Source organism: Rhodanobacter sp. C01, from assembly GCF_002001045.1.
Lineage (GTDB): Bacteria > Pseudomonadota > Gammaproteobacteria > Xanthomonadales > Rhodanobacteraceae > Rhodanobacter.
Genome location: NZ_MUNR01000012.1, coordinates 99,458 through 120,056 on the forward strand (window position 1 = coordinate 99,458; position 20,599 = coordinate 120,056).

18 protein-coding genes are annotated in these 20,599 nt (G+C 58.2%); 11 read left to right on the top strand and 7 right to left on the bottom strand.

Translation table 11 applies throughout. From position 1 onward, the window contains the following. Positions 1–271: 271 nt before the first annotated feature. The 6 genes from B0E50_RS12055 (at position 272) to B0E50_RS12085 (ending at position 6,716) form a co-directional block, all read left to right on the top strand. Positions 272–535, top strand: a complete 264-nt coding sequence (locus B0E50_RS12055; RefSeq protein ID WP_077441458.1) for a helix-turn-helix transcriptional regulator — start codon at positions 272–274, stop codon at positions 533–535. Beyond that, entirely contained in the window at positions 532–1,875 is a 1,344-nt protein-coding gene (locus B0E50_RS12060; protein ID WP_077441459.1) for a type II toxin-antitoxin system HipA family toxin, read from the top strand. The genes B0E50_RS12055 and B0E50_RS12060 overlap by 4 nt, the downstream gene beginning before the upstream one ends. Positions 1,876–2,686: 811 nt before the next feature. Beyond that, positions 2,687–3,340: a response regulator gene (locus B0E50_RS12070; RefSeq protein WP_077441974.1), complete on the top strand. Its 654-nt coding sequence runs from the start codon at positions 2,687–2,689 to the stop codon at positions 3,338–3,340. A 286-nt stretch (positions 3,341–3,626) separates the two neighbouring features. After that, positions 3,627–4,829, top strand: a complete 1,203-nt coding sequence (locus B0E50_RS12075) for a DNA adenine methylase (protein WP_168170870.1) — start codon at positions 3,627–3,629, stop codon at positions 4,827–4,829. Next, entirely contained in the window at positions 4,810–5,787 is a 978-nt protein-coding gene (locus B0E50_RS12080; protein WP_077441461.1) for a ParB/RepB/Spo0J family partition protein, read from the top strand. The genes B0E50_RS12075 and B0E50_RS12080 overlap by 20 nt, the downstream gene beginning before the upstream one ends. Before the next feature lie 8 nt (positions 5,788–5,795). Then, positions 5,796–6,716 carry a restriction endonuclease gene (locus B0E50_RS12085; protein WP_077441462.1) on the top strand — a complete coding sequence of 307 codons (921 nt, stop codon included), beginning with the start codon at positions 5,796–5,798 and terminating at the stop codon, positions 6,714–6,716. Positions 6,717–6,823: 107 nt separating this feature from the next. Here the strand turns inward: B0E50_RS12085 and B0E50_RS12090 are convergent, their stop codons facing one another. Continuing rightward, complete coding sequence (locus B0E50_RS12090; RefSeq protein WP_077441463.1) at positions 6,824–7,873, bottom strand: P63C domain-containing protein; 1,050 nt, start codon at positions 7,871–7,873, stop codon at positions 6,824–6,826. Positions 7,874–8,009: 136 nt separating this feature from the next. Here B0E50_RS12090 and B0E50_RS12095 point away from each other — a divergent pair, with 136 nt between their 5' ends. Continuing rightward, positions 8,010–8,369 (top strand): hypothetical protein, encoded by a 360-nt coding sequence (locus B0E50_RS12095; RefSeq protein WP_139350858.1) that lies wholly within the window; start codon positions 8,010–8,012, stop codon positions 8,367–8,369. A 93-nt stretch (positions 8,370–8,462) separates the two neighbouring features. After that, positions 8,463–9,014, top strand: coding sequence for an NYN domain-containing protein (locus B0E50_RS12100; protein WP_077441465.1), 552 nt, complete (start codon positions 8,463–8,465; stop codon positions 9,012–9,014). Positions 9,015–9,171: 157 nt separating this feature from the next. Here the strand turns inward: B0E50_RS12100 and B0E50_RS12105 are convergent, their stop codons facing one another. Beyond that, positions 9,172–10,749, bottom strand: a complete 1,578-nt coding sequence (locus B0E50_RS12105; protein ID WP_077441466.1) for a hypothetical protein — start codon at positions 10,747–10,749, stop codon at positions 9,172–9,174. Between the two features lie 157 nt (positions 10,750–10,906). Continuing rightward, positions 10,907–11,692, bottom strand: coding sequence for a hypothetical protein (locus B0E50_RS12110; RefSeq protein ID WP_139350859.1), 786 nt, complete (start codon positions 11,690–11,692; stop codon positions 10,907–10,909). A gap of 898 nt (positions 11,693–12,590) precedes the next feature. Here B0E50_RS12110 and B0E50_RS12120 point away from each other — a divergent pair. Continuing rightward, entirely contained in the window at positions 12,591–13,772 is a 1,182-nt protein-coding gene (locus B0E50_RS12120) for an IS1595 family transposase (RefSeq protein WP_077441468.1), read from the top strand. Positions 13,773–14,326: 554 nt separating this feature from the next. Here B0E50_RS12120 and B0E50_RS12125 read toward each other — a convergent pair. Continuing rightward, positions 14,327–17,371, bottom strand: coding sequence for an Rne/Rng family ribonuclease (locus B0E50_RS12125; protein ID WP_077441469.1), 3,045 nt, complete (start codon positions 17,369–17,371; stop codon positions 14,327–14,329). Positions 17,372–17,704: 333 nt separating this feature from the next. On the opposite strand from B0E50_RS12125, the gene B0E50_RS12130 reads away from it, so the two are divergent. After that, a complete protein-coding gene (locus B0E50_RS12130; RefSeq protein ID WP_077441470.1) occupies positions 17,705–18,703 on the top strand; it encodes an RluA family pseudouridine synthase in 999 nt (332 codons plus the stop codon). Here B0E50_RS12130 and B0E50_RS12135 read toward each other — a convergent pair whose 3' ends face one another. After that, positions 18,704–19,045, bottom strand: a complete 342-nt coding sequence (locus tag B0E50_RS12135) for a 4a-hydroxytetrahydrobiopterin dehydratase (protein ID WP_077441471.1) — start codon at positions 19,043–19,045, stop codon at positions 18,704–18,706. Between the two features lie 154 nt (positions 19,046–19,199). Between B0E50_RS12135 and B0E50_RS12140 the strand changes: the two genes are divergently transcribed. Beyond that, positions 19,200–19,808: an NfuA family Fe-S biogenesis protein gene (locus B0E50_RS12140; protein WP_077441472.1), complete on the top strand. Its 609-nt coding sequence runs from the start codon at positions 19,200–19,202 to the stop codon at positions 19,806–19,808. Positions 19,809–19,886: 78 nt separating this feature from the next. On the opposite strand, the gene B0E50_RS12145 is transcribed toward B0E50_RS12140, so the two are convergent. Together B0E50_RS12145 and B0E50_RS12150 are read right to left on the bottom strand one after the other, a co-directional pair. Beyond that, complete coding sequence (locus B0E50_RS12145; protein ID WP_077441473.1) at positions 19,887–20,240, bottom strand: cytochrome c; 354 nt, start codon at positions 20,238–20,240, stop codon at positions 19,887–19,889. Between the two features lie 18 nt (positions 20,241–20,258). Then, a complete protein-coding gene (locus B0E50_RS12150) occupies positions 20,259–20,582 on the bottom strand; it encodes a cytochrome c (protein WP_077441976.1) in 324 nt (107 codons plus the stop codon). Positions 20,583–20,599: the final 17 nt, after the last annotated feature.

Below are 20,599 nucleotides of genomic sequence, written 5' to 3' on the forward strand. Positions count from 1 at the left end.
GGGCATCTGCCATGGTTTCAGCCGTACGGGCGGGAGGAGCCGATGCCAGGGGCACCGATGGGCAGGAGTTCGATGAACTGGATTTCATCGAACTGATTCCTCCCTCGGTTTTCGGTTCCGTCTGATTGCTGTATTCTGTATCCCATGGGCTACATAATGGCTGCTTGACGCGATTTCTGTAGCTTCTAGGCTACAAACTGGCTTGACACTATGTGTCCCCCAGGCTACATTTTATCCATGTTCTCTCGTCCATGATGCCTCGAGGCTACAAATGACGATGCTCGCGAACGTGGCTGAATTGCTGAAGCAGGCGCGCCGGGAAGCCGGGCTCTCCCAGGAAGAACTGGCGAGCCGGGCCGGCGTGGCGCGCACCACCGTGGCGCGCATGGAAACCCTGGCCAAGGGGGACATGAGTGTGTCCGCCCTGGTGCGGCTGCTGGACGCGGCCGGCTACGACCTGAAGGCGGTCAAGCATGGGCATGCCAGAACGCTCGAAGACATCCTGGCTGAGCAGCGCCGGGGAGACGGTGCATGAGGCTCGACGTCCAAGTGCTGGGGCGCAAGGTGGCGCAGCTCTATCGCGAGCGCGACGAGTACGTCTTGCAGTACGACCCGGGTGTGGCGTCGACGGATTTCGTCAGCCTGACCATGCCGGTGCGCGAACAGGCCTGGCGCTGGCCGCGCGACCTGCATCCGTTCTTTCGCCAGAACCTGCCCGAAGGGTACCTGCTCGGGGTCATCCGCGAGGCCTTTGGTCCCTTGCTTGATGGCACCGATTTGTCCTTGCTGGCCGTGGTGGGTGGCATGGGCATCGGGCGCGTGACGGTGACGCCGGAAGGCGTGCCACCCGGCACGGACTTGGAACCCTTGCACGTCGAGGAACTGCTGGCGGGGGACAACACGGCCGGGCACTTTGCCGAGCTCGTGCGCCGGTATGCGCGGGCAGCCATCTCCGGTGCCGTGCCCAAGTTCATCGCACCGGAGTCGGACGGTGGCGAGGCCATGCCGCTGGGGAAGCGGACGTTGCGGACCAGCCGTCACATCATCAAGGGCTCGGACGACAGCACCCCGTATCTGGGCTTCAACGAGTTCTACAGTCTGCGGGTGTTGGAGCGCCTGGGTGTCGTGCCGGTCGTCAAGGCGCAGATGTCCCAGGACGGCCGGGTGCTGGTCGTGGATCGTTTCGATGTCGACGCGCACGGACTGCCGCTCTACGGGCTGGAAGATGCGTGCGGGTTGCTGGGCCTGCCACCGCACGAGAAGTACGCCACTACGACGGAAAGAGTACTCAATGCAACCCGGGCCTATCTGCCCGCGGGTACGGCGCGGGCGCAGCTGCTGCGGTTGGGATGGCATCTGCTGGTCAACTATGTCGTGCGCAATGCGGACTGCCATGCCAAGAACGTGGCCCTGTACTACACCGCCTTGGCCGATGTGGCCTATACGCCGGTCTATGACGTGGTGACCACACAAGCCTATCCGCGCTATGCCGCCAACCCGCCGGGCCTGTCCATTGAAGGGCGTCAGACTTGGGCGCCGGGCAAGTCGCTGGAGCGTTTCTTCAACACGCGCCTAGGCATCGCGCCGCGTGAATACGCGCAGATGGTGGAGCAGCTGTGCGAGTCGGCGGTGGAGGTGGGCCGCGAGGTCATCGAAGCCGCGAAGAATGAGCCGCACTGGCGAGGCATCGCCAAGCAGATGGTGCACGCCTGGAACGAAGGGATGAACGCACTGCACAGTCCGAAGCGTGATGCCTGGTCTCGCGGGCTGGACGCGGCGATCAAGGCCGCGGGGTTCTCGGATCCGGAACCGGCGGAACCTTCCCGTGTGCCCGTGGGACGGTCGGAACTGCTCGCGCCGCGGCGCAAGCGTTGATTCCGCTGAGGTGGAGGCGCGTAACGGCTTCGAGCTGGGGGCACTTATGGGGGCATATTTTTTTGAATGGCTTCCGCGATGCCGATCCTATGCGAAATTCGGTGCCCCCTTGGCACCAATAAGGGTTTCAGCGAATTTCACTGGAATCATGAAGAAACAAAAAAAACCGCCAACTGGCGGTTTTTTTGTTTCTGGATAAAGCAGCGGTTTTGCTGCTTGCAGGTTCCAATGGTCGGTGCCCAGGAGGGGACTCGAACGAATACGGCGCAGGGTGGCTTATAGGAATGGCGCGCCGTGATTCCCGCACACGCCTTGTAGGCGCCGGCTGACATATCGACTGTATTCACCATGGCACATTGCGACCCTATGGTGACGATACCGGTGGGCACTTGCCTGACGTATCACGGTTGATTTCCTCATCGCATGGGGTGGACGACTTGGTAATCATTTCACTCAAACCCTCTGTTGCCGGTGGCTGGAGTGTCTGTCGTTCCCATATCGCCCTTTTCGGTGATCTGCAGCTAGGGGCTGCCATCAAACTGGCCAGAGAACTGGCACGTGACGAACATCAACGCTCGAACCGACCGGTCAGTGTGGAAATGCCTGGCCCGACCTCGGCGATTGTGCTGGCCCGTTATGCGGGCGTCGAAGACATACTTGCGGCCTAGGCCAAGGCCCGGCGCGACACAGAAAAGCTCCAGGCATCGCAGTACCATGATGGAAAAATCGCCTGACGGCGGAATTGCTGCGTGCCGGTCAGTTTGCCGTGGTGCGGACTGATTTCATGCGGCTCAATCAAGGAGGGTGTGATGTGATCAATGTTGTCTTGGTGGATGATCACGAGTTGGTACGTACAGGTTTCCGGATGATCCTGCAGCAGCAGGCGGACATTTGTGTCAGTGGCGAGGCGAGCAGTGCCGAGGAAGGCATCCGGTTGATTCGTACGCTGTCACCGGACATTGCTTTGGTCGATGTGCACATGCCCGGAATGAGTGGTATCGAGCTCACCGAGCGCGTGTGTCGCTCGAAGATGTCTACCCATATCGTGATCGTGACCGTGGTCGACGATGCACGCTTCCCGAAGCGACTGCTTGATGCCGGCGCGCTTGGTTACCTGACCAAGGGTTGCAGTGCGGAGGAGCTGGTGTCGGCGGTGCGGCAGGTGGCTGGCGGCCGACGTTACCTTGCACCTGCGGTTGCGCAGCAGTTGGCGCTGGCTACCCTGGATGGCAGCACTTCGCCATTCGATGTGTTGTCCAGCCGCGAGCTGGAGGTGGCGATGATGCTGGTGCGCGGCAAGCCGCTGACCATCATTGGCGAACAGCTCAACCTGAGTCCGAAGACTGTATCCACCTACAAGCAGCGCTTGATGGAAAAACTGCATGTGGATCACGTACTCAGTCTGGCGCACCTTATGACGGTGCATGGCCTGATCGATGTACCCAATCATCAAGTCGGTAACTGATCCCGGGAACTCTTGGGAGTGATCATCTGAAAGACGGGTTTGCAGCGCGCTAAACGGTAGCTGTTGCACAAACCAACTTGGACAGGCGCTCCGCACAACGACGCTGAACACGCTGATGCTAACCGGCGACCAACTTGCCTAGCCAATAGTCAGGCTCGCATTGCTCCGAAGCTTGATCCTCTAGCCACACTCTCGCGGGGACTAGCCATGAGAGATCGCGCCGGGCATGATGGCTCTATTCCCCGCTGAGACAGGGCACATGACAACGCCAGTGCCAATCCGATACATGGGAACCAAGCGCCAACTGGCCCAGCATGTGAAACGCCTAGCTGCGTCCGCGGCCAGAAAGGGGCCATTGGCCGATTTGTTCTGTGGGATGGGCTCGGTGGCCGCCGAGCACGCGGATGGCAGGCACGTGATCACCAATGATGCCCTGGCATTCACGGCGGTATTGGCGAGAGCGCGTTTTACTGGCGTTTTGCGCGGTTTGGCGCCGAGTGAGGTGATCGAAAAGCTCAAGCCCGCATTTCGGGCGCAGGCCAGATACTTGACTGCAGCCTATCGCGCCGAACTTGCCACGGAAGCCAAGGTCATCGATGGAACCTCGGCTGCCTTACTACAGCACATGGGTGAGGTGCGTCACGCTGCCAACGATTCGTCTTTTGCACGGCGAGCTGCGATCGCGCGCGGCAAAATAGATGATGCCGGCGGGTATCAAATGGCTTGTCTGTACTACGCGGGTGGTTACTACAGCCAACGCCAAGCAATAGAGATCGATGCGATCCGCTATTCCATTGCACACACGAGAGGCCTCAAGAAGTACTCTGACTGGCTTCTCGCGGCTTGGCTGTCCGCCTGCTCCAAGGTGATCAACTCGCCAGGACACACTGCGCAGTTTCTCAAGCCAAACTCCTTGGCGATCGCGTCCAGGATCAAGTCCTTCTGGCGCCGCTCGGTCTGGGAAGAGTTCAAACTCTGCCTTGTCGATATCGAGCAGGTTGGGAAGCCCGCTTGGCGCCATGAAAACCTTGTCCTCGTTTCGGATGCTCTGACGTTGTTGCGAGGCAAGCGACTGGCTCAAGCCGGGGTGATCTATGCCGACCCGCCTTACACCAAGGACCAATATTCGCGGTTCTACCACGTCTATGAGGCGCTGTACGAATACTCTTACCCCACGGTGTTTGGGAAGGGTCGCTCGGTCGCGCCAGAAGCTCGTTTTTCCACGGGATTTTGTTTGATTTCTCAAGTCGAGGAGTCATTTATCCAGATGTTCGAGCGTGTCGCGGCCCTAGGTGCTCCGCTCGTACTCAGCTATCCCACCGCAGGTCTGCTGAGTGATGCTGGAACCAGCGTTGAGACATTGGCAGCGGGTCGAATGAAGATCGTTAAGCACGAAAGTTTCGCGTTTGATCATTCGACTATGGGCGGATCGAAGGGCAAGAAGACCAAACTTGCTACGGAAAACATTTATGTCTGCGAACCCATCTAACACCCGAGCTCCAGGTGAACTGCGTGAGCTTCGGATCGATGAAATCGAACCGAACCCTGGCAACCCACGCCTTGTGTTCCCCCAAGAGGAACTCGACAAGTTGATGGAGTCGATCTCGCACGAGGGGGTTCTCGTTCCGATTGTGGTTTTTCCTAAAGATGGCCGATACGTTCTCGTCGATGGCGAGCGGCGATTCCGATCAGCTAGGGATCTTGGACTCGACAAGATTCCAGCTCTAGTCACCGGCGAACGGACCGAGCAGGAACTGCTGGTCCAGATGTTCAACATCCATCTAATTCGAGAGCCGTGGCGGGATCTTCCCACAGCTCGAGCTCTCGGCCGACTACTTGACGAAATCAAGAAAGGTACCGGCGGCGACGCGTCGGATCGAGAGTTAAGGGAACTCACGGGATTGTCGATCGAGCGAATAAAGCAGCTACGATTTGCTTTAGATTTGCCTACGGAGTGGCAGGAGTACATCGCGCAAGGTCAAATTCCGCTCAACTGGTTCTGGGAACTCGACAAGAATGTGATCCGCCCATTGGTCACGGAGCGGCCCGATCTGGCGAATGAGCTCGGAAAGAGAGCAATCCAGAATGCTTTCGTTCGCAAGCGACTCGATGGGGTAACAGGGACGGATACCGTCTCGCTTCGCAAGGTCCGGCCGATCATAGGATTCGCTGCCGCCGATGCAGCTTCTGACCTCAATGGAACGAGCAACCTCGACAATATTCTGCGATCGCTCGTAACCAATCCCGAATTCACGATCGAAGAGGCGTACGAAGACACCGTTCAGATCACTGTTGAAACCGACAAGCTTCACCGCCGGACGGAAACGATGCTCGCCAATTTTAATCGACTGCTTGGGAAAGCGAGTACCTCAGAGGAGAAAGCCTACATTAAACAGGTAGGCCAAGATTTCGTCCGAGGTCTGACAGCGATTCTTGACGCAGCCTGATCATCCCCATGAGCGAGCCTGCTGATTTCGGAAGCGACAACGACGAAAGCCTGATTGTTTATGAAGCGCATGCTATCGAACAGATAGCCTCGGATCTAATTGCCAATGGTGAATGGCTTCAAGGCGAGGTAATCGAGCTCAGGGGTGGAATACGCTGGCGTCCAGCACTTGTCAGTGCCAATGGCAAGGCGATTGCTCATCTGCACTTTGCTTCAGAGCTCCGTTCTTACGTGGTTGATCGAATTACGGCTTGCATACTCACCGGTATTTCAGTCCACGTCGTCCTGCCGGCTGCGGCATTACACGACACCGAAGTCCTCGAGGTTCTAGCTAAGGCGGATGCCACCGTACATATCATGGAAAGGGGCTTCGTAGCTCAGCACCACATGGATGCCATTTCAGCCGCTCGTGTTGCACTTACTCCGGCCGCACGTCGCGCAATTGCTAATGCCAACTGGGGCCGTATGCGCGACGGAACCAATCACGAGAAGGGGAAGCGTTTCGAGTCTTTTCTCGCCCTTCTTCTTGACCAAACGCCCGACTTAGCAGTTGTGGAACGAAACTATCGGGGTGACACGGATGAGATCGACTTGGTCCTGCAGGTCGTGAGGTTCGTCGACAATAGGTGTTGGTTTCAGGAAGGCGTACCGTTTCTGTTGGTAGAAGCTAAGAACAGAGTCGAGCCTACGAGCCAAGCCATGGTCTCCCAATTGATTCGACGACTACAAACTAAACGGGGCACTGCGCGAATCGGTCTCTTATTCACGACGTCAAAATTTACCCAAGACGCCGAACTAGAGGTGATCAAGCTTGCTCAAGGACAAATTGTCGTTGCTCTAATCGGACCAAAGGAAATCGAGAGGTGGGTCGCTTCGAATGATCCCCATGAATATCTTGAGAGCTTGGTGCGGGGAGCCATGTTGCGATAAATCTGCTCTTCCTGGTTCAGGTCACTAGATGGAATTGCGTTAACCCCGTGGCGCTAAAAATTGAGGTCAGTGATTGCACGAAAGGCGCACAAAAGCGCCGCAAAGCATCAGTCGTCGAGAAGATCCATTTGACTTCCTTCTTCTGCCGGAAAGCGTTTTGAGAACAGTTTTTTGAACTGTCCAACGGTGTCAGATACCGCGATGAGGGTCAGCACTTCTTGCACTTGACGCTTTAGTTTTTCAATCCCATATCCCTGCGTTAAATGCTGATGGAATCGCGCTCTGCGGGTGCCCTTGGTATTTATCTTTGGATTGATGCGGTCAAGTTCTTCGAGAACGGCACCGTTTTCTAGAGGGTGATAGACATAACTGCGAGTGAATTTGGCGAAGTGCTGAGGTCTGTTTTGTATGACCGCGCCCGTACTCGTTTTGGTTAACTTCTTGCTGCCATATATACGGTTGAGTTCGTCATAGTACGAGTCGGGGAATTGCTTTTCCCATTCACGCTTTTCATCTTCGATGTACTGCTGTACTAAAAGTCGCAGCGCCTTGGGGTCACGGATTTGCTGATAGCCAGTGGCCTCGTCTATCAATGCTACGACGCCAACTTTCGCGAAGGCGTTTAGTAACATCTGCGCCCGTACCGCAATGGCGTGTTGGGCTTTAGTTAGAGCGCCATCCCTATCCGCTGCAACTATTGCTTTGGCCACGTCGGCAAGGACATCAGCCTCGTAGCCGTGCGCTAGATCCGCGGTTAAAGGCTTGAAATTTAGGGGGTTATTAATCTGATCGCGGAGTTTCGCAGGCAGGCCGGATCCAAGCCCTTTTCCCTGCATTGTTTTCATAAAAGCGTTTCCGCCCTCAGATTTCAGCCCCAGCGCTCGCGCCATGCCGCGCTTGTGAAATACTCGGCGCCCATCTTCTAGGACGTAGCAATCGAGCAACAATTCACCAATTGCCATTTGTCCTTGGTGAGTCGCTTTGGGAAGCTGAACCTCCCCATCAAAAGGCGGCTTAGGATCTGCGGGATGATGACGAGCCAAAGCGGCCTGTCGAGCGATATCACTACGACGCGTCGGGGAAAGGCTTTCGGATCTTGCCACACCGCCTTTGGCGCGGCCTGTTACCTCGTTGCGGTCATCATTTTCGTCTTTCATTGCAAGCACCTTTCGCAGTTTGTGCTTGCATTCTAAGTCGTAAGCAACAATTTTGCAAGCAATGTGTATGTATTTATGCTTGCAATATGAGAACTTTCGGCGCAATGACTATGAGCCGACCCTGCAGGAGAATGTTATGAACGTCAGCGAATCCGACGAAGCTCTCATCCCGCCGCGTGAATATGACGGTAGGTTGTATCAAGCATCCAACGGGCGATGGGGATTTGTGATCAAAGCTGATGGTGAATTCGTCCTGCGTGCCGACGATTATGATGACCAGGGCGAAGCTCGCGCAGGTATGTGCGACTTCTTGGAGCCTTACGTGAACGGGGCGTTCGTGGCCAAGATGTTCGCGGAAGGCGGCTATGTGGGCGAAGACGAACAGGGGCAGTTGGTGCGCACTTTGCCCGGCGGTGGGGTGGAGGTGGTCGATGGTGGAAATGCCGAGTCTGCTGACGGTTGTGTCGCAACACCATCATGGCCTTCGAGGGCGTAAGAGAGAGGAAGTTTCTTTTTACTCGCTCAAGGCGGACGGCGGCGCAGCCACTTAACTCCAGTGCTATGCACCCAATAGAGGGAGGTTTTTCAATTGAATTTCACGTACGTTGATAACTCAAACGTCTACGCCGAAGGCTGCCGTGCGTCGGCGATCGCTAAGAAGATGCAGGGTGCTGAAACCTACATCGACGCCATGAACAACAAGGTCGTTGATCGCACATGGCAAATTGACTATGGCCATTTGCATGAATTCGCCTGTGGCGAAAAGGCGGAAATCGGCTGCGCCAAGTTATGGGGCTCGCCCCCACCAAGCGATTCTTTCTGGAAGATGGTTGGGAGAAAGGGCTTCGAAGTAAAGACCTACGAGAAAAATTTTGCGGGAAAAGAGAAAAAGGTTGACGTTGCTATTGCGCACCAGATTACAAAGGACGCATATACTGGAAAAATCAACAAAGGCACAGACGAAATTACATTAGTCGCAGGCGATAAGGACTTTTGCCCCGTCGTCGACGATTTGGTTGAAAACGGCTTCATAGTACATGTCGTTTTTTGGGACAACGTGGCGCCGGAGCTGAAAGCCGCCTGTAGCAAATTCACAAGCCTTAATCCATTTCTGAGCTACGTCGGAAAAGCGGGTGCGTAGCCAAACGCTCCAGCTGGCTGTTTGAGAGTGCGTATTCCGGTGAAGTTGATCACCAGTTCCGGTAGGCCGCGATCAGCGTGCTGCTCATGATTAATACCGGCGGCTTGCCATTAGCGAAGGACCGGATCCGGCCAGAATCGAACTTTCGTGCACTCTTCTATGGAGATAAGGCGAGGCCATCCGGCAGTTTGATCTGCAAGTAGTCGATTTCCAGATTGAAGTCGTCGCGCAAGCGCGCGAGGAAACGTCGGGTGACATCGTCCAAGACGGGTTCGCCAACCGCGAACAGCTTCACAGGCTCAAGTCCGCCAACGCGGAAGCTGTACTCCAACAACTGCCCCATGGCCTGCCGCACCACTTGGGTAGCAGTGGCGGCGATCTTGATTTCGTATAAATGGCAGCATGCATTTGAGTGCCGGACGAGGGCGTCGGCAAAGCCGCCAGTCCCGGTTGGATATTCCGTCCATACCCTGTCTTTGCCGAATTCCGCCTTCAGCTGAGCGAACAAGGCGTCCTGCACGACGTTGTGTCGGAGTTCGATAAATCGCTGGGCCGGTGGAAGATCGGCAAAGGCGGAGGCGGGGCGGGGCGCGTGCCCGGGTGGAATGTCGGTGGACATGCTGCGGCCACGCAGTTGGTCCACGACGAACCAAGGGAATATGTTTCGGGCGTGAAAATCCTCGCCAAACAAGTTGGCGCGATCCAGGTGCTTCACCAGCGCCTGCGCACGCGCCGCCCAACCGGTCGAGCGCGGTATGACAAAGCCAGTATGTTCGACGAACCAACCCAGCATCTCATTCTGGGTGCTCGCATCGACGGTCGTGTGGTAACGGTGCGGATGTACACCCGCAAAAGCCCGTGCGATCAATAGGCGTGGCACCATGCCAATGCGACCTTCGACCTTCCAACCTTCAAAACGCTCAACCATGCGTTCGAAGTTCGCAGGGCTATCATCTTGATAGATGTCGCGGATGACCTGGACGAATTCATCGCGCATCTCATCTACGGTATCGTACTTAAGCACGCCTTGCCCTGCATTGCTGATGTCGTTATGGGCGCGCTTCCAGAGTATGTCGAAGGGGTTTTCCAGTTGATCGTCGACGAGTGCCTGCGCGATGTCCTGAGTAGTTCTACGGTAGCGCGGTAGCCAACTCGCCCGGTGCCAAATGCCGGGGTCTTTGAAGCCTTCCAAGAAGTCCAGCGCTTCGGCGTCCAGCTTGATGGACGATGAGATATCAATACCCTCATGATCTGTCGATGAATCAGACGATGAGGCAACCTCTACGGCGAGAAACGGCAGCGGCCTGCCCTCCAGTCGCGCACGTGCGGCTTCCACGGCGCGCTCGGAGAACTCATCAGGGAAACGGACGATGATGGCTTCGAAGCTCAGCTCCTGCAGTCCGGCCTCTTCGAGTACTTCGTAACCTTTAGAGGGTTGCCGATTCAACACCATGCGCTCAGCCGCGTCTAAGGCGCCACGATTGGCTAGCATCTGACGCGTGCGGGTGGCGCGGAAGGTGCGCCCCTTGAGCCGGCTTTGGTGTTCTTCATAAGCATAGAGGGCAGCGGCGATGGCCTGCTGTGCCGAGCTGGTGTAGCCGGCCTCGATGGCCTGGAGCTCGCGGGCACGCTGCAGGGCCTGAGTCTCCAAGTCCAGATGCCCCCGTTCCCGCGCGTTTTTCGCAAACGTGCGAGCGTCCTTCGATGTCTTAAGCCGCGTGATGCGTTCGTCCATGGAGCCCCCTAGGTTTTGGGGATTTTGGCATGTGCGCGATATCGAGGAAGGTTCAGATCTATGGAAGCGGCTTAAGAACTTATGCAGATATACGCTTCGGGTCGGCACCCACCTCTCAGCGGAGTCCTTTTACGACTGATCAGCACCAGCGGAGTGATCACTTTCGGCCGGAACTCCGATCATGGTGATCCTGCACGCGCACTTCGTCAGTGCGCACATGCCCGCGATTTTTTTGTCGTTCCCTCGAGCGTCGTTGTGCGCGCACCTGAAATCCTCGCATGAGCCTTGCTTCTAAGATCGGGTCTTCGAACTCGATTGTCTTGCCTGTGGCGGGATCGATCCGACGCTCATAGCCCGGCTCGTAATCTGGGTCTGCTGTATGGCGGGCAATCACTGACCAGTCCACGTCATACATAACCGCAGATATTGGCATTCGCCGACGTATGCTGTTCACACAGTTCTGTAGGAGCTCGGTCGATGGTGCGATCCATGAGAGCTTTAGAACTGCGGGAAGCGCGCGGTACATGTCCATGCTGAGCAGCAGATGCGATAGCTCGTCGCTCTGGATTTCCGCTTGCCGAACCAGAGCGACGATGGCGATAAATCCCCATAGGTCGCCGCGCGAAGCAAGCGCCGATGAATCATTTGGAAGAGCGTTGTAGTAGCCGTTCGGGGAGCCAGGGAAGCGCCATTCCCAACCCATTTTGACCTTCTGTCGAAGCGATGTGATCACGTCTTCGACTTGGTGCGCAGGCAGCGGCCGATCGCCAAGAAGTTCGTATAGGGGGAGATCAAACATATGCAGCGTATTGGGCAGATGCTTTTCGAGCATGACTGCCGAGGAGCGTGATGGAAGCGTGCTCCCCGCCTTCCACTTGGTCACCAAATTGGATTCCGTTCGGCCGCGATGGACAAAGCGCTCGGCGAAGGCTTTGAGTTCCACGCCACTAATCCAGTGTGCGTGGTCTAGCCATACCGCTCCACGAAGTCGCCGCCAGGCCGATTGCCTCGATGAGGGCTTGCCCGAAGGTTTGCTAAGCAGCTCAAGAAGGATTTCCTGCATCGGTCAACTTTGAGGTCGAATGCCGGCCAGAACTTGACAGCCCACGGAGGCGTCAGGCTGAACGATACTGCAAAGGACTGAACAGAATCGAGCGGTATCAAGGCTATGAAGCACGAAGCTCATCAGCACTTCGGTATGGACCAAACGCGGGAATCTGCCCTGAAGGCTCGATATGGCGAACTATTGAGTTTGGCCGACCTTGCCGGCGTGCTGCGGTACCCGAGTGTCCAGGCGATACAGAAAGCGCGTTTGCGTGGTGCGCTCGGGCTACCCATGTTCCAGATCCCAGGAAGACGAGGGTGGCTCGCTACTGCGCGCGCAGTCGCCACCTACCTAGAGGATTTGGACACCAAGAGCAATCGCGCAATGGCTACAGACGAGTTCCGCTAAGTTCCGCGAGACGATCTTAAGCGCTGGTCGCTGCTCAACTGATAGTTCAGACGCGAAGGCCATAGTGCCTTGAATCTATTTGCTCCCGCGGTATCCGGCTGATGCCGCAGCGTTCCATCGAAGAGGTGCTACACGACCCAGTGAGTCAAAACAACGCAACAAAACCATCCCGGCCAAAAACGACGAAGCCCGCACCTCTGGCAAGGTTACGGGCTTCGAAAAAGCGCAGCTGTTCATGGACTGCAGCGCCATCGTGACCTTCCCATGATCCAATGTCAATACGCCAGCGGCGTGTTAGGAAGGCCTTGCCCGGAAACCTGAACCAGCTGCCTGGCTGGAAGGAGAGGTCTTGCCTCTTCGAAGCCAGGTGGCCCAGAGGCAACCCACTATGGCTAAGAAGAGTTGTAATTCTATGCGCGGCGCTGCGCGCCGCGATTTCGCGCGTCAAGTGCAGTATTTCACCGAGGATGAGGCCGAGCAGATGCTCGCTGAATTTCGGTGGCTATCGCCAGATCAGCAAATCTGTCCCAGCTGCGGCGTTCTGGATCATCACTATCGCATTGCTTCACGTCGGCAGTGGCGGTGCCGGCACGTTGGCTGCGGTCATACATTTAGTGTGACCAGCGGAACGCGGTTCGACAGCCACAAGATCTCCTTCCGGAAGATCATTCGTCTCCTCATACACGCCGAGGCATCACCCAAAGGCAGCACGTTGGTCGCGACGTCCAACGCGGTCTGCATGGTCGAAAAGTGCTCCCAGCAAAACCTCATGAAGATCCGCGAGGCCATCATGGACAACGCCGACAGCCCAGGTCAGTTGAAGCTTTCGGGCACTATCCATGTAGACGGCATTCATGTGTGCGGCAAGTTCCGGCGCTCGAATCGGCGCATGAAGGCGACTTCTGGTTCAGTCCTTGCAGTACATGGAACCACCGAGGTCAAGCGCCGTATCCGCTCGATCAACCCTCAATCGAAGGGTAATCAACGGCGCGCAAAGAACAAGCGTGTCGCGATCGCGATGGTCGAGGTCGACTCTCAGCAGGGAGGAGCCAGACGCGTCGTTGTCGCCATGTGCCGCTCGGAAAACGCAAGCGATGTGATGACACTGGCGCAGCAGTACATCGAGCCGGGTTCAAGGGTCTTCACCGACGAAAATCCAGCCTACAACGGGCTGGGTAGCTGCTTCGAACACTTTGTTGTCAATCACAGCGTGGAGTACTCAACACCCGAGGGTGTCAACGAAAACCTCGCAGAGAGTTTCTTTTCTCGGGTTCGAAGGGGCGAGTACGGCGTGCATCACGGCTTTCGCCCCATGTACATGGCCTTCTATGTACATGAATATGCTTGGCGCGAGACGCATCGCAGGAGAACTCAGCGCGAGAAGGTCAAACAACTCGCCTCATGGTTGTTGGCCCCTGGCTACTCTCATTATTGGCGCGGCTATCACGGCGGGAATCGCCGTCGTCACTTGCGGCAGCCGCGTCCAGAGATCGTCATGGGTTCCGTGGACGCCCCGTGGCAAGATGCCAGGAGCACGGCTCGCAAGGCCCCCGGTCAGGAGACCTCGTAAGCATTCCGCGTTGGGCCATGATGCAGAGCCTCACTCGGACACGCACTTTCACCCGTTCCATTTCATCCGGGTCTAAACAGACAGGTAATGCATCGAATACGGCCGCCACGAAGTCCCTCGTGGTGGCCGTACCGCTTTCAGATCCTCGCAATGTCGCATAGATCAGGCGAGTAAGCCCGCCATGACCAAGCAGAGATAGGTGGGAATGAGGACGGATCGGCCGCAGCTCCTGCGCATTGAGCTTGATCTCATGCATCCGCATGACAGCCTCAATTTGCAGCTGCTTGGCCTGTAGCACAGCAATCTCCTTCTTGCAGACGGCCATCTGTTCACGCAGCTGGACCAACTGATCCTGTTTCTGGAGTATCTGGCCAGCAAATCGCGTCTGCTTATTGATCAACCACTTAAGTGAGGAAGGTGTTCCAGGCATGCCGAAAGAATAAGGCCAGCTTGATATCTGGTCTTGTGCATCAGCTACCGCTTACCGTTGCAGCGACAAAAAAAACCGGACACGCAGTCCGGTTTTTTTGTCATTGGAGTTCTACGCCAGCTGTTCAGCCGTGCGAGTCTCCCTCGTGTTCCTCACTCGTCACGATATTCGAGGGCTTGAGCACTTCATCGTGTGACGCAATCGGATGGACGGGCTGAGCCAGCAGGTCACCCTGCTTGGGCAACGGGATGGCAGTGGCAGGCTCGGATACAACCGGTGATGTGGGCGTGCTGCCCGGCTGACTGGCCGAGGTGGATGGAGTTGCCGTAACCACCGGCTGAACCACCTGGGCTGCCGGCGTGATGACTGCTGTTGCAGGCAAGGCATCGCCGACCGAGGAAGGCGCTGACGTGGTTGGCTGCGGTGGCCGACTGAGAGACTGTTGAATTGGTGCTGGCGTCTGTTCCGCAACCTTGGCAGCGTCACTTGTTTGAACGGCTTCGGCTTCCGGTTTTGCCTGTTCGGGAATCGGTGGCAGGGTGGGCAGGTTGAATGCTGCTGGAGCCGACACGGTAGACGCCACGCTTGTGACAACCGGCGCGATGGCCGGTTTTTCCGACTGGCTGTCTGTCGAGGTATGGCTGACGACAGCCACTTTTTCCGCCTGCGTCGTATTTTCTGCGGCGGTTGGTGCTGGAGTGGCCGGTTTGTGTGCTTCGGCAGGTGCAACGGCCGCTGGCGTCTGGGCCGTGGCAGCGGTGTGCTCCGGACTGGAACCTGCGACTACGGCAGACGGCTGTACACTGCTGCTGGCCGCGGGAATGCCGGCAACCTCGTCACGATCCTCGTCGTCGAGTGCCTGCACGGCATCCAGATTCGCGCTGTTCGGCGCTGCGTCGTCGTGGCGCTTCCGTCGACGGCCGCCACGGCGGCCACGGCGGCGACGCGACTGACCGCCATCGGTGTCGAGGTCGTTGCCGGCAGGAGCTGGCGCAGTCGAGTCCGCCAGTGGAGCGATCAGCAGTTCGGCTTCCTTTGCTGCTTCGTTTGTCGATGCTGCGACGGGGCGCTCGCTGGTGGCGGGACGCGGCGTGCGTTCAGCCTTCACTGGCTGCTGCGGGTTTGGCTTGCGCTCTGGCCGGGCCGGGTTGTTTCCGTTCACGGCTGGGCGAGGCTGGCGTTCGGCCTTGGCAGTCTGTGCCTGTTGCTGCGGTTGACGCTGCGGCTGTTCGTTATTGCGTTGGCGTGCGTTTCTGGGTTGCTGCGTGGCACCGGTTTTTGGCGCACTCTGTGCCGAGGGTTCGCGTCGTGGCGGCCGTTGCGACGATGCGTTCTGCTCATTGTTGCGGCCCGTGCGCTCGTCGCGGCGATCGCGCGCGTTGTCATTGCCAGCGGGTCGCTTGTCGGTCGAGGGGGGCGCCACGGCCTCGGTGCTGCGGAACCAGCCAAGCAGACGGGAAATGACGCCGCCGGAAGGGGCTGGACGTGACGGAGCCTGGGTGGCGGGCTGCCGACGCGCAGTCGGCTGTGCGGCAGCAGCCGGAGCGGGGATTTCTTCGCGCAGGGGGGCCGGACTGGATGGCACGATACCGCTGACGGCCGGCTGCTCGCTGCTGCCCAGGGCCTGGCCCATCTTCGGCAACTCGGCTGTTTCCACCGTGGTCAATCGCTCGTAACTGGGCTTGCTGTGCTCGCCCATGTCGGCTTCGCGGATGCGCTGGATCTCGATGTGCGGTGTTTCCAGCTTCTCGTCGGCCACGATCATCACATGCACCTTGTTGCGCAGTTCGATCTCGACCACGCTGGCACGCTTTTCGTTGAGCAGGAAATTGACGACGCTCGAGGGCGCCTGCACCAGCACCTGGCCGGTGTTGTCCTTCATCGCGTGTTCTTCGATCAGGCGCAGGGTCGACAGCGACAGCGATTCCACGCCGCGGATGTGGCCATGGCCCTCGCAGCGCGGGCAGACGATCTGGGTAGCTTCGCCGAGACTCGGGCGCAGACGCTGGCGCGACATCTCGAGCAGGCCGAAGCGCGAGATGCGGCCGATCTGTACGCGGGCGCGATCGAGCTTCAGCGCTTCCTTCAGGCGATCTTCCACTTCGCGCTGGTGCTTCGGGCTGTCCATGTCGATGAAATCGATCACGATCAGGCCGCCGGCGTCACGGATGCGTGCCTGGCGGGCGATTTCCACCGCGGCCTCGCAATTCGTGTTGAACGCGGTCTCCTCGATGTCGCTGCCCTTGGTGGCCTTGGAGGAGTTGATGTCGATCGCGGTCAGCGCTTCGGTCTGGTCGATCACGATCGAGCCACCGGAGGGCAGGCGCACCTGGCGGTCGAACGCGCTCTCGATCTGCGTCTCGATCTGGTAACGCGTGAACAGCGGAGTGTCGTCCTTGTACAGCTTGAGTTTGCGCAGCGCGTTTGGCATCACCTGCTGCATGAAATCACGGGCGTCGTTGTACAGCGATTCCTCGTCGATCAGGATCTCGCCAATGTCGCTGCGCAGGTAATCGCGCAGGGCGCGGATGAACAGCTTCGATTCCTGGTAGATCAGGAACGGCGCCTTCTGCTTGCTGGCTGCCTCGGAGATCGATTTCCACAGCTGCAGCAGGTAATCGAGATCCCACTGCAGTTCTTCGGCGTCGCGGCCAAGGCCGGCGGTGCGCACGATCAGGCCGACATCGTCGGGCACGGTGACATGTTCAAGCGCTTCCTTCAGCGCCTGCCGGTCTTCACCCTCGATCCGGCGCGAGACACCACCGGCCTTCGGGTTGTTCGGCATCAGCACCATGTAGCGGCCGGCCAGGCTGATGAAGGTGGTCAGGGCGGCGCCCTTGTTGCCGCGCTCTTCCTTCTCTACCTGAACGACGACTTCCTGACCTTCCTTGAGCAGGTCGCGGATACCGGCCTTGTGGTGATCCGCACCCGGCAGGAAATACTCGCGGGAGATTTCCTTAAGCGGCAGGAAGCCATGGCGTTCGGCTCCGTACTCGACGAAGCAGGCTTCAAGTGAAGCCTCAACACGAGTGATTCGACCCTTGTAAATATTGGACTTTTTCTGTTCCCGCGAAGGGATTTCGATGTCCAGGTCGTACAGGTTCTGGCCATCGACAATGGCCACGCGCAACTCTTCACGCTGAGTCGCGTTGATCAACATACGCTTCATGCTAGTAATCCTCGGCTTGTCGCGCGTCGCGTGCCACGGTGGCGCCACAATGGCGGCCTGCCGGGGACCGCGTCGCTGCGGTAAAAGCGGCAAAAAAACGGCACCGTTACCGGTGTCGGGATGATTCGATCAGCTGCGTCTGCCGCCCCGATACCTCAATGGCATCGGACAAACGGCAGCCCGAACCGTTACGATGAAAGGGAGCCGCGACCGGCCGCCAAGGCAACCGGCGCAATCCTCGCCGACGTTACGGGCGGGCACTCGACCCGATCCAGACATCGATGGGCAGAATGTAGCGCCCGCCGAGTATCCTATTTCAGCAGGTTTTTTTCAATGCAGACGGTAACTTCCCCCGACGCACCTCACGGTGTACGTCAAGTCGAGATCGGCCCCGAGCGGGATGGCCAGCGCATCGACAACGCCTTGGTCACCATGCTCAAAGGGGTGCCGAAGAGCATGATTTACCGGCTGTTGCGCACCGGTCAGGTGCGGGTCAACGGCAAGCGGGCGAAGCCGGATACCCGTCTCACGGCTGGTGATATGTTGCGTATTCCGCCGGTCCGGGTAGCTGAACGGCCCGAAGGCAATGCTCCGGCCACTGGTTTGGTTGCTTCGGTGGCTGACGCCATCATTTTCGAAGACAAGCACTTCCTGGTCATCGACAAGCCCTCCGGCGTGGCCAGTCACGGTGGCAGCGGGGTCAGTCACGGCGCGATCGAGCTGCTGCGCGCGGCGCGGCCGCAGGAACACCTCGAACTGGTGCATCGCCTTGATCGCGATACCAGTGGCGTGCTGGTGTTTGCCAAGACGCGGGCCGGTCTGACCGGCCTGCAGGCGGCGATCCGTGCCGGCGAGGTCACCAAACAGTATCTGTGCCTGATGCTAGGTCATCCGTCCAAGGCCAAGTTCGACGTCAATGCGCCGCTGCTGAAATCGGTGTTGCAGGGCGGTGAGCGCATGGTGCGGGTGGCGGACAATGGCAAGCCGTCGCTGACGTTTTTCCGCGAAATGGAGCAGTACCCCGGCGCCCGCCTGATGCAGGCCACCTTGGGTACGGGGCGTACCCACCAGATCCGCGTGCATGCGGCGCACATCGGCCATCCACTGGCCGGCGATCCGAAGTACGGCGACAAGGAGATGAACAAGCGTTTCCGCGAGATGGGTCTGAACCGGATGTTCCTGCACGCCTCGCACATGAGTTTCGAGCTGGACGGACGCGCCTACAGCTTCTCCACGCCGCTGCCGGATGATCTGAAAGACTTTCTCGATGTGCTCTCAGTCAAGGGCAAGCGGCTGGTCTACTCGCGGGACAAGTCGCGCACGGATTTCTGATCAGCGCGCCAGCAGAGCTTCGACTTTGGCGGCACAGATGAAATCGTTCAGCGACAGACCGCCGACGTCATGAGTCGACCACAGTAGCTGGCAATGGCCGTAGCCGGCTTCGATATCCGGGTGATGATCCTCGTGGTTGGCCATGAAGCCGACCGCGTTGATGAAACCCAGCGTATGGCGAAAGTCGGCGAACCTGAAATCCTTGACGATGGCGTGGCCATCGGCATGCAGCTGCCAGCCCGGCACCTGTTGCAGCAAGTCATTGATCTGTGCGGCATCGAGCACATTTTCCTTGCCCTTGCGTGGTTGACAGTGCTTGGCGGTCAGGTCGTTGGCGTTCATGTGAATCTCCATGAGGGCTGAAAGTCTGAGGATGCGAAGCGTCGAAGTTGCGCACGCAAAAGTCAAAGTGCGCATCAAACCTGAAACAGGACTAAAATGGTGCTGTTTCGCTGGCGAGGTTTGCCAGCACCCGTCTGGCGACTCTGGAGCAGGCATGATCGATATTTCCGAACGCGCGCAGCAGCACTTCCTGCGGCTTCTTTCACAACAGGGTATCGATGATCTGGGTATCCGCCTGCGGGTGACCGCTGCCGGTACCGCGGCAGCCAACTGTGAGTTGGAGTTCTGTGAGGCAGCCGATCTCGCTGGCGGCGAATGGACGATCGAGTGCACCGGTTTTCTGTTCCACATCGACGGTGACAGCGCCAGTTGGCTGGACAATGCCACGATCGATTACGAACCGAATGCCACCGGTGGTCAGCTCAATATCCGCGCGCCGCGGATCAAGGGCGACGTACCAGGTGTGGAGGCTGGCCTGATCGAACGCGTGCGTTATGTGCTCGAATCGGAAATCAATCCCCGCCTGGCCTCACATGGCGGCAGGGTCACCTTGCTGGAGATCGACGCTGAAGGCGCGGTGCTGCTGCAGTTCGGTGGCGGTTGCCACGGCTGTGGCATGGTCGACGTGACGCTGAAACAGGGCGTGGAAAAGACCTTGCGCGAGCGGGTGCCTGAAATCACCGCGGTGCGCGATGCGACCGATCATGCCGCTGGTCAGAAACCTTATTACAACAAGGCCGAAGGCAAGTCCGCGATTGCCTGAGTCGGTGCTACGGTCATCCAAAAGCAAAGGCCCGCCAAGTGCGGGCCTTTGCTTTTTTAAGCGGTGAATCAAGCGAACTTACTTGTCGCCGCTGATGTGACCCTGAAGAGTGTCGAGCTTGGTCGGCAGGCCGGAGAAGTACGCGGCAATATCCTCGATGTCCTGGTCGGACAGGGTGGCGTCCATACCTTTCATGATCGGGTTGTTGCGCTGGCCGTCCTTGTACTCGTGCAATGCCTGCTGCAGATAGGCGTTGTATTGGCCAGCCAGGCGCGGGTACTGCGGATCGACTGCGTTGCCGTCGACACCGTGGCAGGCGAAGCAGGTGGCAGCCTTCTGCTTGCCGTTCTCGGCATTGCCAGTGGCCAGCAACTGGGTGGAGGCAAGCACCAGGATGGCGCCGAATGAAATCAGGGTAAGCGCACGCTTCATGCGGAAGTTCCTTGGCAACTACTTGGCGAGGCTGGAAAGGTAGGCAGCGATATTCTGAATGTCCGTATCGGACAGACTCTGCGCCTGTGCACCCATGGTTGGATGCGTGCGATCGCCACTCTGGTAACCATGCAGCGCGTTGATGATGTACTGCTCGTTCTGGCCGGCGATCTTCGGCACCGGATACTGCGGGTAGGCGTTGGTGTAACCAGGTACGCCATGGCAGCCTGCGCAGGTGTAGATCAGTTTGCGTCCGGCAGCCTTGTCACCTTCAGCATGCGCGCTGGTGGTGGCGAAGAGGGCTGTGGCCACGGCCACGCCAAGCAATTGCAGTCGAGTCATCGAGATCATTCCCACGA

What these genes read in the sequence shown, in the direction of transcription:
- B0E50_RS12125 (WP_077441469.1), bottom strand. Translation starts at nt 17,371, where the DNA reads ATGAAGCGTATGTTGATCAACGCGACTCAGCGTGAAGAGTTGCGCGTG.
- B0E50_RS12135 (WP_077441471.1), bottom strand. Translation starts at nt 19,045, where the DNA reads ATGAACGCCAACGACCTGACCGCCAAGCACTGTCAACCACGCAAGGGC.
- B0E50_RS12150 (WP_077441976.1), bottom strand. Translation starts at nt 20,582, where the DNA reads ATGACTCGACTGCAATTGCTTGGCGTGGCCGTGGCCACAGCCCTCTTC.
- B0E50_RS12145 (WP_077441473.1), bottom strand. Translation starts at nt 20,240, where the DNA reads ATGAAGCGTGCGCTTACCCTGATTTCATTCGGCGCCATCCTGGTGCTT.
- B0E50_RS12090 (WP_077441463.1), bottom strand. Translation starts at nt 7,873, where the DNA reads ATGAAAGACGAAAATGATGACCGCAACGAGGTAACAGGCCGCGCCAAA.
- B0E50_RS12055 (WP_077441458.1), top strand. Translation starts at nt 272, where the DNA reads ATGACGATGCTCGCGAACGTGGCTGAATTGCTGAAGCAGGCGCGCCGG.
- B0E50_RS12075 (WP_168170870.1), top strand. Translation starts at nt 3,627, where the DNA reads ATGGGAACCAAGCGCCAACTGGCCCAGCATGTGAAACGCCTAGCTGCG.
- B0E50_RS12120 (WP_077441468.1), top strand. Translation starts at nt 12,591, where the DNA reads ATGGCTAAGAAGAGTTGTAATTCTATGCGCGGCGCTGCGCGCCGCGAT.
- B0E50_RS12140 (WP_077441472.1), top strand. Translation starts at nt 19,200, where the DNA reads ATGATCGATATTTCCGAACGCGCGCAGCAGCACTTCCTGCGGCTTCTT.
- B0E50_RS12105 (WP_077441466.1), bottom strand. Translation starts at nt 10,749, where the DNA reads ATGGACGAACGCATCACGCGGCTTAAGACATCGAAGGACGCTCGCACG.
- B0E50_RS12085 (WP_077441462.1), top strand. Translation starts at nt 5,796, where the DNA reads ATGAGCGAGCCTGCTGATTTCGGAAGCGACAACGACGAAAGCCTGATT.
- B0E50_RS12095 (WP_139350858.1), top strand. Translation starts at nt 8,010, where the DNA reads ATGAACGTCAGCGAATCCGACGAAGCTCTCATCCCGCCGCGTGAATAT.
- B0E50_RS12060 (WP_077441459.1), top strand. Translation starts at nt 532, where the DNA reads ATGAGGCTCGACGTCCAAGTGCTGGGGCGCAAGGTGGCGCAGCTCTAT.
- B0E50_RS12130 (WP_077441470.1), top strand. Translation starts at nt 17,705, where the DNA reads ATGCAGACGGTAACTTCCCCCGACGCACCTCACGGTGTACGTCAAGTC.
- B0E50_RS12080 (WP_077441461.1), top strand. Translation starts at nt 4,810, where the DNA reads ATGTCTGCGAACCCATCTAACACCCGAGCTCCAGGTGAACTGCGTGAG.